Below are 14,315 nucleotides of genomic sequence, written 5' to 3'. Positions count from 1 at the left end.
TAGCAATAGAAAACGGGGCTCAAGGCCCCGTTTTTTTTATCTCACCACTAAAGCGTCGTACCCTTTCCAGCGGTAGTTCAGCATCGAAATTCCCCAGCAGGCGATAAACAACCCGACGACGACAAATCCGGCATTGCCGAGGTTATCGTTGAGCGCGCCAACCCACTGCCAGATCCCGCCCTCAAGCCCGAACTTGTCCGCCAGCAGGCCCAGCGCCTCAAGGCCGCCGATAAACAGCGCCACTACCACAGACGTTCCGGTAATCGTCATGTTGTAGTAGAGCTTGCGCTGCGGCTTGTTAAACGCCCAGCCGTAAGCGCCAACCATGATCACGTTGTCGAGGGTATCCACCAGCGCCATGCCGCTGGCAAACAGCGCCGGGAACACCAGAATCGACCAGATCGACATCCCGCTGGAGGCGCTGGCGGCAGAAATGCCCAACACGCCAATTTCGGTCGCGGTATCAAAGCCCAGACCGAACAGGAAGCCGACCAGGTACATATGCCAGCTTTTGCCGATCAGGCGGAAAACCGAGTTAAACAGCCAGCTCATCATACCGCCGCCGGTCATTTCCGTCGCATCTGCGGACAGCGGCTCACCGCGCTTAAGCTGGCGGAAGTTACGCCACACGCCGCGCAAAATAACGAGGTTTACCAGCGCCATTGCCAGCAGGAAGCAGGCAGAGACGGCGGTACCGATAACGCCGCCAACGTCATGGAACCAGTCCATTTTTTGCTGGAAAGCCGCCGCCGTCGCCGCAATGGCGACCGAGGCCAGAATAACAATGCTTGAGTGGCCCAGCGAGAACCAGGCCCCCACGCCAAACGGGCGCTTTCCCTGCTGCATCATTTTGCGGGTCACGTTATCAATCGCGGCAATATGGTCGGCATCTACCGCGTGGCGCAGGCCATAGCACCAGGCCAGCAGGCTTGCTGCCATCAGCGCCGAGCTGTGGTTAAACGCCACCAGCGCCCAGGCCCATGCGGCAAAGTTAGCCGCCACTAAAACCGCCAGCAGCAGGCCGGCTCGTGGGTTGTCACGAAGAACACGCATTAACATCTTTTTTATCCTTGTGGTGATTCAAATAGCGGGCAGCGGCAACCACTGCCTGCCCCAGGGAAAGTGCCCCGTCGCCGGCCGGAAGCCGCATCGGGAAGAGAGTTTTAAAATCGGAGAGGTAGAACGCGAGGCGCTCACGCAGCAGGCGGTTGTGCAGTACGCCGCCACAGCAGGCCACGGTGGTCACACCGGTCAGCAACGCATGATGGCGAACCAGCTCAGCAAGGCCTTTCGCCAGCGCATCGTGGAACGCCCAGGCCCGCGCGCCGGCCTCGCTCTGCCAGCCAAACCACTGCCGCCAGAACGCCGCGAGATCGAGATGACCGTTCACCAACGGCAGCGTGACAGGATGTGAGCAGGGGCCAGCGTCCAGCGCCAGGGCTTCAAGGCGGCAGGCGGCTTCACCCTCATAGCTTTGTTGCCAGGGCGCGCAGTTAAGCGCGGCGGCAACCGCGTCAAACAGTCGCCCGCAGGAGGAAGCCAACGGAGCGTTAACCCGCCGCGCGACGGCTTTTGCCAGCGGCTGCCAGTTTTGCGCCCTGACAGCTTTCGTTTCGGGATAGCACTGCCAGCCGGGTACAAACGCCTCGCACTGCGCCAGCAGGTTGCGCCACGGCTGCACGGCCGCCAAATCGCCACCCGGTAGAGCCACGGCAGGCAACCCGCTAAGGTGTACGCTGCGCAGGTAGTTCACCAGCAGGCATTCCCCACCCCAAAGCTTGCCGTCCTCACCATAACCAATGCCGTCCAGCGCAAGGGCAATCACCTTGCCGCCGTTCAGCGGCCAGCCGTGTTCGGCCAGGCAGGCCGCCGCATGGGCGTGGTGATGCAGCACTTCGGTGACCGGCAGCGCCATGTCACGCCCCAGCTGCGAGCTGTGGTATCCGGGGTGAGCGTCGAGCGCGACATGTTCAGCTGTAAAGCCGTAGATCTCGCCCATCAGCGCCAGCGAACGCTGCCATTGAGCCTCCACGCCTTCCTGAGTCAGATCGCCAAGGTGCTGGCTGAGCACCGCCTGCCCGCCGCGAACCAGGCAGAAGGTATTTTTGAGATCGCCGCCCAGCGCCAGAATCGGCGGCAGGTCTTTAAAGCCCGCAGGCAAAGGCAGTGCATCGGGCACAAAGCCCCGTGCACGACGCAGCATTTCGCCGCTGGGGCGCACAACGGAGTCGTCCATGCGCTGAAGAATGTCGCGGTTATGCAGCAGAAAGCCGTCGGCAATAGCCTCAAGATCCTGAAGAGCCTGGGCATTATCAACAGCTGGCGGTCTGCCGTTCAGGTTGCCGGAGGTCATCACCAGCGGGCCGCTGAAGTCCTGCGCCAGCAGGTGCTGGAGGGGATTGGCGGGCAGCATCACGCCGATTTCATTCCGCCCCGGCGCCACGGCAGCACTCAGCCCATGCAGGCAGTTGCTTGCCACCAGCACTACCGGCGCAGCGGGAGTTGAAAGCAGCGCCACGGCCTGCTCGGGCAGTCCTTCGGTCGTGGCAATCATCACCGCCAGCGGTTTGGCAGGCCGCTGCTTACGCGCCCGGAGGCGTTCAACGGCGGCGTGATTACCGGCATCCACGGCAAGATGAAAACCGCCAAGGCCTTTCACCGCTACGATTTTACCCTCACGCAGCGCCGCGACGGCCTGTGCAAGCGCCAGCTCGCCCTCGAGTCGTTGTTCTCCCTGCTGCCAGAAGATCTGCGGCCCACAGCCCGGGCAGGCGACAGGCTGCGCGTGAAAACGCCTGTCCATCGGGTTGCGATACTCTTCATCGCAGGCGGCGCAAAGCGGAAACGCCGCCATCACCGTGGACGGGCGGTCATAAGGCATCGCCCGGATGATGGTGAAGCGCGGCCCACAGTGGGTACAGTTGATAAACGGGTAGCGATAGCGGCGGTCGGCAGGGTCGTTAAGCTCGCGCAGGCAGTCGGGGCAGGTGGCGGCATCCGGCACGATTTGGGTGTCCATCGCGCCGCTGCCGCTGTGGCGAATGCTGAAGTCCTCAGGCAGAGGATCCCAGTACATTGGCTGCTGCTCTACGCTGTCGATGCGAGCCAGCGGCGGACAGTGTTGGTAAAGCTCGCTCAGGAAGGCTTCCGGGCTGGTCGCCAGGCGAACCACAACGCCTTCGCCGTCGTTGCAGACATCGCCCACCAGCTTCAGCCGCTGTGCGATTTGCCAGACAAAGGGGCGGAAGCCAACGCCCTGCACTTTGCCGCGAATGCGCAGTTCGGTGCCCCTCACCCTAACCCTCTCCCCGGAGGGGCGAGGGGACAGATCGGGGGTGAGGGTAAAAATCACGCTTCCACCGCTTCGCGCAGCCGCGCCTTCATGTTGTTGTAGGTCGTTTGCGCGTAATTCTCGGCCCAGGCCTGATCCTCAATCGCGCTAACCTTCACCGCACAATACTTGGTTTCCGGCGTTTTGGAGATCGGGTCGAGATTGTCCTGCGTCAGCTCGTTACAGGCGCCAATCCACCACTGATAGGTCATGTAGACGGAGCCTTTGTTAATGCGCTCGCTCACGTCCGCGCGGCTGATAACCTTGCCGCGACGCGAACTTACCCAGACCAGCTGCCGGTCTTTGATGCCCAGCGCTTCCGCATCCAGCGGGTTGATTTGCATAAAGCCGGGCTCGTCGGCGAGAGTTTGCAGCGCGGCACAGTTACCGGTCATCGAGCGGCAGGAGTAATGCCCAACTTCACGCACGGTGCAAAGCACCAGCGGGTAGCTGTCGTCGGGAACTTCGGCTGGCGCGCGCCATGCGGCGGCAAACAGCTGACCTTTGCCTGTCGGCGTGTCGAATTTGCTCCCCTTGTAGAGATACGGCGTGCCGGGATGATCGAGCGTCGGGCAAGGCCACTGCACGTGCCCCATATCGCCCATTTTTTCGTAGGTCACGCCATAAAACAGCGGGCACAGCTCGCGCAGCTCATCCCAAATTTGCTGGTTGTTTTCGTAGTGCATCGGGTAGCCCATCGCCGTCGAAAGCAGGCTGATGATTTCCCAGTCGCGCTTCACGTTGTACTTCGGTTCAATGGCTTTCTCAAAACGCTGGAAGCCGCGATCGGCGCAGGTAAAGACGCCGCCGTGCTCGCCCCAGGAAGTCGCCGGCAGCAGTACATCCGCCACTTCGGCGGTTTTGGTCATGAAGATATCCTGCACCACCACAAAGTCGAGCGCCTCAAACCCTTTGCGCACCAGCCCCAAGTCCGCTTCGGTCTGGAGCGGATCTTCGCCCATGATGTAATAGGCTTTAACCTTGCCCTCTATCGCCAGGTGCGGCACTTCGGTAATACGCACGCCAACGTTGTCATCCATTACCGCCGGATCGATACCCCAGGCTTTAGCGAACTTCGCGCGAACCTCGGGATCAACCACATCCTGGTAACCGGGGAACTGATTAGGCAGCACGCCCATATCGCAGGCACCCTGCACGTTGTTCTGCCCGCGCACCGGGCCAACGCCGACGTTTTCACGCCCAAGGTTTCCGGTCAGCAGCGCCAGGCTGGACAGCCCTTTTACCACGTCTACGGCCTGGCCAAACTGGGTCACGCCCATGCCCCACATGATGGTGGCAGAAGGTGCCGCGGCGAAGGTGCGCATCGCCTGGCGAACCTGCTGAGCCGGAACGCCGGTTAGATGCTCGACGTCCTCCGGCGCATAGTCCTTCACGGTTTCACGGTAGGCATCCAGCCCTTCGGCATATTTGGCGACGTACTCTTTGTCGTACAGCTGCTCTTCCAGCAGCACGTAGCCAAAGGCGTTCACCAGCGCCATATTGCAGCCGTTTTTAATTTGCAGATGCTGGTCGGCAATGCGGGCGGTTTCGATGCGACGCGGGTCACAGACGATAATTTTGGCGCCGTTGCTTTTGGCCTTAATCACCCGGCGCGCCACGATAGGATGGGAGTCGGCGCAGTTATAGCCCACCACCAGCAGGCATTTGGAGTTTTCGATATCGCCGATAGAGTTGCTCATCGCCCCATTACCCAGCGTCGCCTGCAGCCCGGCAACGGAAGGGCCGTGGCACACGCGGGCGCAGCAGTCGACGTTGTTAGTGTTCAGCACCGCACGGGCGAATTTCTGCATCACGAAGTTGGTTTCGTTCCCCGTTCCGCGCGAGGAACCCGTGGTCATAATGGCGCGTGGGCCGAACTGCTCTTTGATCGCCTTCAGGCGTTGAGCGGTATAGCTAATCGCCTCTTCCCAGCTGACCGGCTGCAGCTTGCCGCCCTTCTTGTAGCGGATCATCGGCTGCGTAAGACGAGGGGTCAGCAGCCTGGTGTCGTTAAGAAAATCCCAGCCGTAGTAGCCTTTCAGGCAGAGTTCGTTTTGGTTAGTCACGCCCTCGGCCGCTTCGGCGCGAAGTATTTTATTGTTCTCAACGACCAGTTTCAGTTTGCAGCCCGCGCCACAGTAAGGGCAGACGCTGGTAATTTTTTTCATCAGTAACAGACCTGTTAAAAGTTGAAATTCAAAGGGATTAGAACGTCAGAGCCGCAGGGGCATCTAACGCGGCACGGCGGCGTTTTTCCGCGCTCATTTGTTCCAGCCGGTTGCGATCAACGCACAGAATCGCGTTGGTCGGGCAGGCTTCCAGGCAGGCCGGTCCAGCCTCGCGGTGGTAGCAGAGGTCACATTTGTTGGCCTCGGCTTTTTCCGCCATCACGTTCAGCCCGGCACCGCTGTTACGAATAACCGGGCGCACGACGACCTCCATCGCGCCATAAGGGCAGGCGACGACGCAGGTTTTGCAACCAATACAGCGTTCCTGCATCACATGGACAAAGCCTTTGTCTCTACTAATGGCACCGTTAGGGCAGACGTTCGCGCAGGGCGCGTCCTCGCACTGGCGGCACATGGTGGCCGTAGAGACGTTCACGCCTTTAATGACGTGAATGCGCGGTAAGAAAGTGTGTGGGGTCAGCGCCGAGCAGTCCTGGCTCTCCTGGTGGGAGACAACGCAGGCCACCTCGCAAGTCCGGCAGCCGATGCATTTGCTCGAATCGGTAATGATGAAGCGGTTCATCATAAACTCCTGCAATAAGTGTGTTATCGCGAAGGCTTATTCACAAACCGTGCCAAAAATTAAAAACCAATAATTTCAATGCATTGAATTAAAATGAGCAATGAAAGAAGATGACATCGACACTAATGACGATGTCATTAGTGACTTACAGGCCTTCTGTTTCTTCCGCCGTCAACTGGGCATACCCACCGTAACCGGACCACGTCGCCAGCCGCTGGTAAACCTGCTCCACCGCCGCTTTTACCACCTCCGTCATCGGGTAGTAAAAGCCGACGATATCCGGCTGAATACCGAGGAACACCACTTCACCGACATCTTCTTTAAGCTGATCGATAAGATAGTTGAGCGGCATGTTATGGGTGGTCATCATAAACATCTCGGCGATGTCGTCCGGGTCGATGACGCGAATCTCGCCGGGATTGAGCATCATGTCGGTGGCATCCACAATCAGCAGCAGTTCCGGGTGCAGCTCGCGGATAGCGACGACGTCGTTTTCAGGCGCGCTGCCGCCGTCAATAACGACCCAGTCGCCCTGCGGGGAGGCCTGGCATTTTTCGGCCAGCAGCGGGCCTGCGCCGTCGTCACCCATCATGCTATTGCCTACGCAAAGCAGCACCTTAGTCATAGCGTCTCCTTACCATCAGGTAGATGGCGGGTTCCTGTTGAATGGCCTGAAGCATATCGAGCAGCGCCTGGCTCCAGCCCTGCTGTTCAGCCGTTTGCGTCGGCTTTGCCGCATCAAACGCGCGGGCCAGCATCACCACGTGGTTCTGGTCGATAACGATTTCACCGTAGCGCGGCACGCCGTTCATTTTGCGCCGGGCCTCGCCGTCGGCCTCAAGCGTAGCTACCCACGCCTGATAAGCTTCAAGCGGGCAAACCAGGCTCTCTTTCAGGCAGTCGATCACCCCCAGATGGTGGCCAATCGCCAGGCTGTAGTAGACCACCTGCTGGGCGTCAGCCGGGGTATTGTCGTTTTCGTCGACAAACTTGCGGCTGAGCTGACAGAACACCACCGACTCGCTCATTACACGCGCTCCTGATGGACCAGATGCTCAAGATTAGTGACGATTTCCGTCAGGCGCGGATCGTTTTCCGCGCTCAGCCACTGCTGAACGGCGTCGCTTCCCGCCGTCAGGTTAGTCATGTAGCTGTCGGCGATCTGGCGTCCATAGCGGTAGCCCGCCAGGCGACGAGCGGCGCGGTCAATGCGCACGCGCAGCGGCTGCACCATCTCCGGATGCAGGATTTTTGCCGGTTCTACGTCCAGCTCGCTTGCCGGACGGGCGTGGATCTTTTGTTCCAGCAGGCCAAGCGCCATCGCGAAGCCGTACAGCGTGGCGGCAGGCGTTGGCGGGCAGCCGGGGATGTAAACGTCGACCGGCACGATTTTGTCGGTACCGCCCCAGACGCAGTAAAGATCGTGGAAAATCCCGCCGCTATTGCCGCAGGCACCGTAAGAGATGCAGATTTTAGGATCGGGAGCCGATTCCCAGGCACGCAGTGCCGGAGAGCGCATCGCGCGGGTTACCGCGCCGGTAAACAGCAAAATATCGGCATGGCGGGGGGACGGAACAACTTTAATGCCAAAGCGTTCTGCGTCGAACAGCGGTGAAAGCGTAGCGAAAATCTCGATTTCGCAGCCGTTACAGCCCCCACAGTCCACGCGGTAAACGTAGGCGGAGCGTTTGATGTTTTTCAGCAGCGATGCCTTCATGCTGGCGATAGATTCGTCCACCGTCATCGGCACCGGCATGCCGTTTTGGTCACGTGGCCCCAGTAGGTTACTCATTAGCTGGCCTCCCTCATCTGACGGCTAAAGTCGATCCGGTCGGAAGACACCAGGCTTTGCTGGCGCTTGCAGTCCGGGCAGGTTTCAAATGCCCCACGGCGGCTTTCCGCGCGGGAATCGCCGTTGTGCTCAAGCAGCGCAATGGCGTAGTCGATCTCTTTTTGCACGGCGAACGGGCGGCCACACTCGCGGCAGTTGCACAGCGGGAAGCTGGCCTGCTGCAGGAAGTCGGCTTTATTCCATACCGCCAGCTCGTACTGCTGCGAAAGCTTGATGGCGGCAGTCGGGCAAACCTCTTCGCAGCGCCCGCAGAAGATGCAGCGCCCGAGGTTAAAGCTCCACTGCAGTTGCCCGGCGGCAAGATCGGTCTCAACGCTCAGCGCATTGGACGGGCAGGCGTTAACGCAGGCGGCACAGCCGATGCACTGCTGCGGGTTGTGTTCGGGCTTGCCGCGAAAATTCGGGTCCACGGCAATGGGCTGGAGCGGATAAGACTCGGTTGCCACGCCGCCCTTGATGGCTTTTTTGATGAAGTTAAACATGCGTTTTCCTTGTTTGCCTGGTCTTAGTGATTGACCCTCTCCCTGAAAGGGAGAGGGGGAAAGCTAGCTCGATCCAGTTCCCTCTCCCCTTTGGGGAGAGGGTTAGGGGCTGCTCATCACCGACCAGACATCAAAATTATTTCAGCGGCGAATTGGTGCGCTCAATGCTGTAGCGCTCCAGCTCTTTGTACGGCACCACCTGGCTTTTCTTCTTGCGCACGTCCACCACCGTCATGCGGTCGGTGCAGGAGTAGCAAGGGTCAAGGCTGCCGATAATCAGCGGGGCATCTGACACCGTGTTGCCGCGCAGCATGTAGCGCAGCGTTGGCCAGTTGGCGTAGGTCGCCGCCCGGCAGCGCCAGCGGTAAAGCTTCTGGTTGTCGCCGGTCATGCTCCAGTGGATATCGTCCCCGCGCGGCGCTTCCGAAAAGCCCAGCGCAAAGCGGTTTGGAATGTAGGTAAAACCGTCCACGGCGAGCGGGCCGCCAGGCAGGTTATCCAGCCCGAAATCAATCATGTTTAGCGCGGTGAAGACTTCGTTGATGCGCACTTTCAGGCGGGAAAGCACGTCGCAGCCGTCGAGGCTATGCACTTCCATCGGCAGCAGGCCGTAGCCCACAAACGGATGGTCGGCGCGGGTATCGCGGGCGTGGCCACTGGCACGAACCATTGGGCCGACGTTGCTGAAGTCACGGGCGATTTGCGGGTCGAGGCGGCCAATGCCCACGGTGCGCTGCTCGATGTTCGGCGTGCTCAGCAGAATATCCACCAGGTCTTTCACTTCCCGGCGCATCTGCTGGGCGAGCTGGCGGGTCTGGATCATGTCGTCTTTCAGCAGGTCACGGCGGATGCCGCCGATCAGGTTCAGACCGTAGGTTTTACGCGCCCCGGTCAGGATCTCCGCCATCTTCATCGACATTTCGCGCACGCGGAAGAACTGCATAAAGCCGGAGTCGAAGCCCACGAAGTGACAGGCCAGGCCGAGGTTCAGCAGGTGGCTGTGCAGGCGCTCAACCTCCAGAAGGATGGCGCGAATCATCTGCGCGCGCTCCGGGACCACAATCCCCATCGCGTTTTCGACCGAGGTGGTATAGGCGGTGCTGTGGGCAAAGCCGCAAATGCCGCACACACGGTCGGACAGGAAGGTGACTTCGTTGTAGCCCATGCGGGTTTCCGCCAGCTTCTCCATGCCGCGGTGGACGTAGAACAGGCGATAATCGGCGTCGATAATGTTTTCGCCATCGACGAACAGGCGGAAGTGGCCCGGTTCGTCAGAAGTAACGTGCAGCGGGCCAATCGGCACCACGTTGTTCTTTTTCGTCCCCAGTTCGTTGATGAACTCGTAGGTCTCTTTGTCGGTGGTCGGTGCCGGGCGCTGGCGATAATCCATGCTGTCTTTACGCAGCGGATAGAGATCGTCAGGCCAGTCGTCCGGCAGCACCAGACGGCGTTCATCGGGCAGGCCAACCGGCTGCAGGCCGTACATATCGCGGACTTCGCGCTCGCCCCAAACGGCGGCAGGAACGCGCGGCGTCACGGACGGGAACTCCGGTTTGTCGGCGTCCACTTCCACACGCACGGTGATCCAGCACTTGACGCCGCTTTCCATCGACAGCACGTAATACACCGCATAGCTGCCGCACAGCTGGCGTTCATCGTTCCCAAACAGCACCGAAAGCCAGCCGCCCTGCTGGTAGTAAAGCCATTCCACCACGTCCGGCAGCATGTTGAGCTTCACGGTGACGGTGATTTGATCTTTCGTCTGCCAGGCTTCGTCGAGCACGGCATTCGGGAATTGCTGATGCAGCGCGGCAAGATACTGTTGACCCATTTTTTCTTCAGACATCGATAAATTCTCTTAAATCACGCCGCCAGCAAGGAGACGAAGGCTAAAAAGGCAAAGCCAAAACCGGCCCAGGTAATGCGCGAGGTTTCAAGCCAACGCAGGCGCGCCATGCTGTTTTCAAACAGCGCGATAATCAGTACGCCCGCCACCAGCTTGACGACGGCCAGCGCCACGGCGAGAACAAGTCCACCCCAGCTAAAGGCGCTCATTTGCCCCCACGGCAGGAACACGCCGACAAACATTTGCAGAACAACCAGCTGCTTGAGGGAAATACCCCACTTCAGCACCGCAAAACCCGCGCCGCTGTATTCAGACAGTGGCCCTTCCTGCAGCTCCTGTTCAGCTTCGGCGAGGTCAAACGGCAGCTTGCCCATTTCAATGAAGGTCGCAAAAGCGCAGGCGACGAAGGCCAGCCCCAGCGTCAGGCTTTGCGCCACCGGCCAGGCGTGAATAGCCCCGGCGATATTGCTGATGTGCGTGCTGCCCGCAACCTGAGCGGCCACCCACAGGCTAAGCAGCAGAATCGGCTCGACCAGCACGCCGAGCATCGCTTCACGGCTCGCGCCAATCCCGGTGAACGGGCTGCCGGTGTCTAACCCGGCGATGGCGAAGAAGAAGCGGGCGATGGCGAACAGGTAAATTAAGGTGATCAGGTCACCTAATGACGGCAGCGGCGAGGCAATCGTCACCACCGGCAGCGCGGTGGCGATGGTCAGCATCACGCCAACCATCACGAACGGCATCAGGCGGAAAACCCAGCCGGACGCGGCGGGCGCCACGCTCTGGCGACCCAGCAGCTTGAACAGATCCCGGTATTCCTGCAGCACGCCGGGGCCACGGCGGTTATGCAGGCGGGCTCGCGTCACGCGGGTAATGCCGGACAGCAGCGGCGCGGCAAAAAACAGCGCCAGCGCCTGGATCAGGGCAAATAAAAACGTAGTCATATCAGTTCCTCAGGCAACCATCGCCACCAGTAAGACCACCAGCTCAACCATCGCCAGGCGGCGGAACGTGCCGGACAGGCACTCGCACTGCCAGCCGGGCATCCATTTCCCTGGGTTCAGGGTGTGGCGCAGCTTAAGCAAAGGCGCGAACGCCGCTTTTACCGGCTGGGCAAAGCCCGTCGCGGTGATCACCATCGCCTGTTCGTGGTCGTAGCCGCAGACCCATGCCGAGCCGCGGGAGCGGTTTGGCAGGCGGTCGCCACGGAAAACAATCATCAAAATAAACGGCAACAGCGGAGAGGCGACCAGCAGCAGCGTCATCATCGGCTGAGAAACAGCGGTATGCGCCGTTTGCAGCGGCAGCGGCACGGCGTGCTGAAGCAAAGGCAGCAGCCACGGCGAAGCCACACCAGCCACAACGCAGCACGCGGCCAGTAACGCCACGCTCACGTTCATCAGCCACGGCGCAGAGGTGGCGTTTTCTGCTTCTTTGGTGCGCGGCGCACCCAGGAAGGTGACGCCATAAACCTTCGCCATGCACATCACCGCCAGCGCACCGGTAATCGCCAGCCCAACGGCCAGCAGCGGCCCGATAAAGCGGCCGACAAACAGCGGCAGGCTGCCGAGACGGAAGAACGACTGATAGATAACCCATTCCCCGGCAAAGCCGTTCAGCGGCGGCAGCGCGGCCATCGCCATCAGCCCGACCAGCATCGCCAGCGAGATAACCGGCATGCGTTTACCGATCCCGCCCAGTTTCTCGATGTCGCGGTGCCCGGTACGGAACCAAACCGCGCCAGCCCCGAGGAACAGGGTGGTTTTAAACAGGCTGTGGTTGAACAGATGATAAAGGCCGCCGGTCATGCCCAGCGCCACCAGCACCGGTTCATTCAGCGCAATGCCGATCAGGCCGCAGCCCAGGCCCAGTAAAATAATGCCGATGTTTTCAAGGGAGTGATAAGCCAGCAGGCGGTTGATGTTGTGCTCCATCAGCGCGTAAAGCCCGCCGATAAACGCGGTGATCATGCCGACCACCACCACCAACACGCCCCACCACAGCGGCAACACGTTGCTGATAAGCGAGAAGCACATGATGCCGTAAAGGCCAATCTTCAATATCACGGCGGAGAACAGCGCGGCTGCCGGAGCAGAGGCATTCGCATGCGCCTGCGGCACCCAGCCGTGCAGCGGGATAATCCCGGCAAGCAGCCCAAAGCCGAGCAGCGCGAGGATCAGCACCGATGTCGGCAGCGGCGCACCGGCAATAAGAGGACGCAGCTCACCGTAACCCAGCGTGCCGTAGCGCTGCCACAGCAGCCAGCAGGCTATCACCAGTAGCACCGTACCAAGCCGGCCAAGCACAAACCACAGCTGCCCGGATTTCTGGCATCCGGTCAGGAAGTAACCTGCCAGAGAGATGATTTCCGCCATCGCCACCAGGGTGACAAAGTTGTCGGCAACCAGCGCCGCAACGCTTGCCGCGAGAATTAAGTTAATCAGCAGGCCGTTGGCTTTTATCGCAGGGTGGCGGTGCCAGGAACAGTTAAACAGGGAGATAAACAGGCCGCTGAGCGCCACGGTGACCAGCCAGACGCCGTTAAAAGCGTTGAGCTGAAAATGCCAGCGCCAGATTTGCGTGTCGCCGCTGAAGCCCAGCAGCGCCTGAACGCCCGCGACAAGCAAAAGCACGGAGCTGATTGCGCCGCCAACGCCGGCGAAAAAGCCGCTCAGCGGCTTAGAAAATGCCAGAACTCCGGCTAACACGGCGCTAACGACAAACCCCAAAAGCGCCCAGTGAATCAGTAGAAAAGCATTCATTTTCTCGCCTCTGGCTGGGTAAACAGGGTCAGGTCGCCGAGCGTCGCACCGAGCGTCAGCTCGCGCTTACGCTTGCTGGCCTGGGCGATGTCTTTGTTGTCGATAAGCCGCAACGCCTTGGTCGGGCAGGTGCGAACGCAGGCCGGGCCGCTTTCATCAAAGCTGCACAGATCGCATTTCACCGCGATAGCGCGAACGCCGGGAACCCAGTCGAGCAGCGGGCTAACGCGAGCCGGCGCCGGAGGTGCAGGCGGCGCTTTCGGGCTATTAACGTTGGCGGGAATATGCAGCGGACGGCTACCGGAAAATTCAATGGCGCCGAACGGGCAGGCAATACCGCAAAGTTTGCAGCTTACACACAGGCTCTCATTCAGCTGCACGGCCCCGTCCACGCGGGTAATAGCGTTAACCGGGCAAACCCCGGCGCAGGGTGCGTCTTCGCAGTGGTGGCACATCTGCGGCGCAGATTCATTCAGGTTGCGCATGACTTTCAGGCGCGGCAGGGACTGCAGACCATGCAGACGGTGCGTCTCGGCGCAGGCCGCTTCGCAGGTATGGCAGCCCATACACAATTTTGAGTCAGCGATTACAAAACGGTTCACCAGCTCTTCCTCAGGTGACGATCGTCATTTTTGACGAAAATATGCCGAAAAGCTGCCGGTTCGACAGTTCTCGACACCCCAGATCTCTTCATGCCACGGTGGACTGCTGAAGCAGCGTCATGGACAGCGGGGTGTTTTGCTGCACGGCCAGATAAAGGCTGTCGTAGACCGGGCGGATTAGCTCCAGGTAGTGATCGAGTACTTTCGCGCGGTCGCGGTTGCTGATGGCGTTATCAATACGCCCGTCATCATCAATTGTTGCTTTTGCAATCAGTACCTTATCGCTACCGTCACGCAGCTCAATGGCGTACTCGATGGTGTGGCTGTTAAAGCCTTCGGCGAGGTTTATCTGAATCACGAAGTGATCAAATAAAAAGAAACGCAGACTCTCGTCCGGGTTACAGCCCACGGCGTGGTGCAGCTTCGCTTTCGATAAGGTGATCCCCTGAATCAAGGTGTTGCCGTACTGGTGCCACTGCGAAAGCAGGCGCTGGTGCTTGTCGGCGATATACTCGGCTTTTTCGCTCAGTTCCCAAATGTTCATGTTTTATTCACTCTGTTAGTGCTTGTCCCTCCGTAAGGCACATTTCGTGCCAAAGTTTTAACTATCTGTATTTAAATGTTTTTTTGTTAAATCAACGTCAGGATAGTGCCGAATGACATGTCATTTCGTCATCTTTGACTTTTTG

13 protein-coding genes are annotated in these 14,315 nt (G+C 59.8%); all 13 read right to left on the bottom strand.

Annotated elements, in window-relative coordinates; genetic code table 11:
* Positions 1–36 precede the first annotated feature (36 nt).
* The 13 genes from VGM55_RS21840 to hycA all read right to left on the bottom strand — a co-directional run bounded on the left by VGM55_RS21840 (position 37) and on the right by hycA (position 14,170).
* Positions 37–1,059 (bottom strand): HoxN/HupN/NixA family nickel/cobalt transporter, encoded by a 1,023-nt coding sequence (locus tag VGM55_RS21840; RefSeq protein ID WP_154187323.1) that lies wholly within the window; start codon positions 1,057–1,059, stop codon positions 37–39.
* The gene (hypF, locus tag VGM55_RS21835) at positions 1,037–3,295 is read right to left on the bottom strand and encodes a carbamoyltransferase HypF (RefSeq protein WP_331636678.1); all 2,259 of its coding nucleotides are present in this window, start codon (positions 3,293–3,295) and stop codon (positions 1,037–1,039) included. Before hypF ends, VGM55_RS21840 begins: the two co-directional genes overlap by 23 nt.
* A gap of 53 nt (positions 3,296–3,348) precedes the next feature.
* Positions 3,349–5,499 carry a formate dehydrogenase subunit alpha gene (gene fdhF, locus VGM55_RS21830; protein ID WP_331636677.1) on the bottom strand — a complete coding sequence of 717 codons (2,151 nt, stop codon included), beginning with the start codon at positions 5,497–5,499 and terminating at the stop codon, positions 3,349–3,351.
* A 37-nt stretch (positions 5,500–5,536) separates the two neighbouring features.
* Positions 5,537–6,082, bottom strand: coding sequence for an electron transport protein HydN (hydN, locus tag VGM55_RS21825; protein ID WP_154187514.1), 546 nt, complete (start codon positions 6,080–6,082; stop codon positions 5,537–5,539).
* Positions 6,083–6,227: 145 nt separating this feature from the next.
* Positions 6,228–6,707, bottom strand: coding sequence for a hydrogenase maturation peptidase HycI (gene hycI / locus VGM55_RS21820; RefSeq protein ID WP_154187321.1), 480 nt, complete (start codon positions 6,705–6,707; stop codon positions 6,228–6,230).
* On the bottom strand, positions 6,700–7,110 hold the full coding sequence (locus VGM55_RS21815; RefSeq protein ID WP_331636676.1) for a formate hydrogenlyase maturation HycH family protein: 411 nt from the start codon (positions 7,108–7,110) through the stop codon (positions 6,700–6,702). Before VGM55_RS21815 ends, hycI begins: the two co-directional genes overlap by 8 nt.
* Complete coding sequence (locus VGM55_RS21810) at positions 7,110–7,874, bottom strand: NADH-quinone oxidoreductase subunit B family protein (RefSeq protein WP_331636675.1); 765 nt, start codon at positions 7,872–7,874, stop codon at positions 7,110–7,112. The genes VGM55_RS21815 and VGM55_RS21810 overlap by 1 nt, the downstream gene beginning before the upstream one ends.
* On the bottom strand, positions 7,874–8,416 hold the full coding sequence (locus VGM55_RS21805) for a formate hydrogenlyase complex iron-sulfur subunit (RefSeq protein WP_038477388.1): 543 nt from the start codon (positions 8,414–8,416) through the stop codon (positions 7,874–7,876). The genes VGM55_RS21810 and VGM55_RS21805 overlap by 1 nt, the downstream gene beginning before the upstream one ends.
* Before the next feature lie 136 nt (positions 8,417–8,552).
* Positions 8,553–10,262 carry a hydrogenase large subunit gene (locus tag VGM55_RS21800; protein ID WP_331636674.1) on the bottom strand — a complete coding sequence of 570 codons (1,710 nt, stop codon included), beginning with the start codon at positions 10,260–10,262 and terminating at the stop codon, positions 8,553–8,555.
* A gap of 17 nt (positions 10,263–10,279) precedes the next feature.
* Positions 10,280–11,206, bottom strand: a complete 927-nt coding sequence (locus tag VGM55_RS21795; RefSeq protein ID WP_331636673.1) for a respiratory chain complex I subunit 1 family protein — start codon at positions 11,204–11,206, stop codon at positions 10,280–10,282.
* Between the two features lie 9 nt (positions 11,207–11,215).
* Positions 11,216–13,024 carry a formate hydrogenlyase subunit 3 gene (gene hycC, locus VGM55_RS21790; RefSeq protein WP_331636671.1) on the bottom strand — a complete coding sequence of 603 codons (1,809 nt, stop codon included), beginning with the start codon at positions 13,022–13,024 and terminating at the stop codon, positions 11,216–11,218.
* Complete coding sequence (locus VGM55_RS21785) at positions 13,021–13,626, bottom strand: 4Fe-4S dicluster domain-containing protein (RefSeq protein WP_331636670.1); 606 nt, start codon at positions 13,624–13,626, stop codon at positions 13,021–13,023. The genes hycC and VGM55_RS21785 overlap by 4 nt, the downstream gene beginning before the upstream one ends.
* 88 nt (positions 13,627–13,714) lie before the next feature.
* Positions 13,715–14,170: a formate hydrogenlyase regulator HycA gene (gene hycA, locus VGM55_RS21780; protein ID WP_331636668.1), complete on the bottom strand. Its 456-nt coding sequence runs from the start codon at positions 14,168–14,170 to the stop codon at positions 13,715–13,717.
* Positions 14,171–14,315 lie beyond the last annotated feature (145 nt).

Origin of the sequence: Cedecea sp. (genome assembly GCF_036500665.1) — a bacterium.
Classification (GTDB): Bacteria; Pseudomonadota; Gammaproteobacteria; order Enterobacterales; family Enterobacteriaceae; genus Cedecea.
The sequence above is the reverse complement of the archived record's forward strand: the minus strand, read 5'-3'. Positions and strand labels throughout refer to the sequence as shown.

Excerpts from the sequence above, each read along its gene's own strand:
- VGM55_RS21840 (WP_154187323.1), bottom strand. The coding sequence starts at position 1,059 with ATGTTAATGCGTGTTCTTCGTGACAACCCACGAGCCGGCCTGCTGCTG.
- fdhF (WP_331636677.1), bottom strand. The coding sequence starts at position 5,499 with ATGAAAAAAATTACCAGCGTCTGCCCTTACTGTGGCGCGGGCTGCAAA.
- hydN (WP_154187514.1), bottom strand. The coding sequence starts at position 6,082 with ATGAACCGCTTCATCATTACCGATTCGAGCAAATGCATCGGCTGCCGG.
- hycI (WP_154187321.1), bottom strand. The coding sequence starts at position 6,707 with ATGACTAAGGTGCTGCTTTGCGTAGGCAATAGCATGATGGGTGACGAC.
- VGM55_RS21815 (WP_331636676.1), bottom strand. The coding sequence starts at position 7,110 with ATGAGCGAGTCGGTGGTGTTCTGTCAGCTCAGCCGCAAGTTTGTCGAC.
- VGM55_RS21810 (WP_331636675.1), bottom strand. The coding sequence starts at position 7,874 with ATGAGTAACCTACTGGGGCCACGTGACCAAAACGGCATGCCGGTGCCG.
- VGM55_RS21805 (WP_038477388.1), bottom strand. The coding sequence starts at position 8,416 with ATGTTTAACTTCATCAAAAAAGCCATCAAGGGCGGCGTGGCAACCGAG.
- VGM55_RS21800 (WP_331636674.1), bottom strand. The coding sequence starts at position 10,262 with ATGTCTGAAGAAAAAATGGGTCAACAGTATCTTGCCGCGCTGCATCAG.
- VGM55_RS21795 (WP_331636673.1), bottom strand. The coding sequence starts at position 11,206 with ATGACTACGTTTTTATTTGCCCTGATCCAGGCGCTGGCGCTGTTTTTT.
- hycC (WP_331636671.1), bottom strand. The coding sequence starts at position 13,024 with ATGAATGCTTTTCTACTGATTCACTGGGCGCTTTTGGGGTTTGTCGTT.
- hycA (WP_331636668.1), bottom strand. The coding sequence starts at position 14,170 with ATGAACATTTGGGAACTGAGCGAAAAAGCCGAGTATATCGCCGACAAG.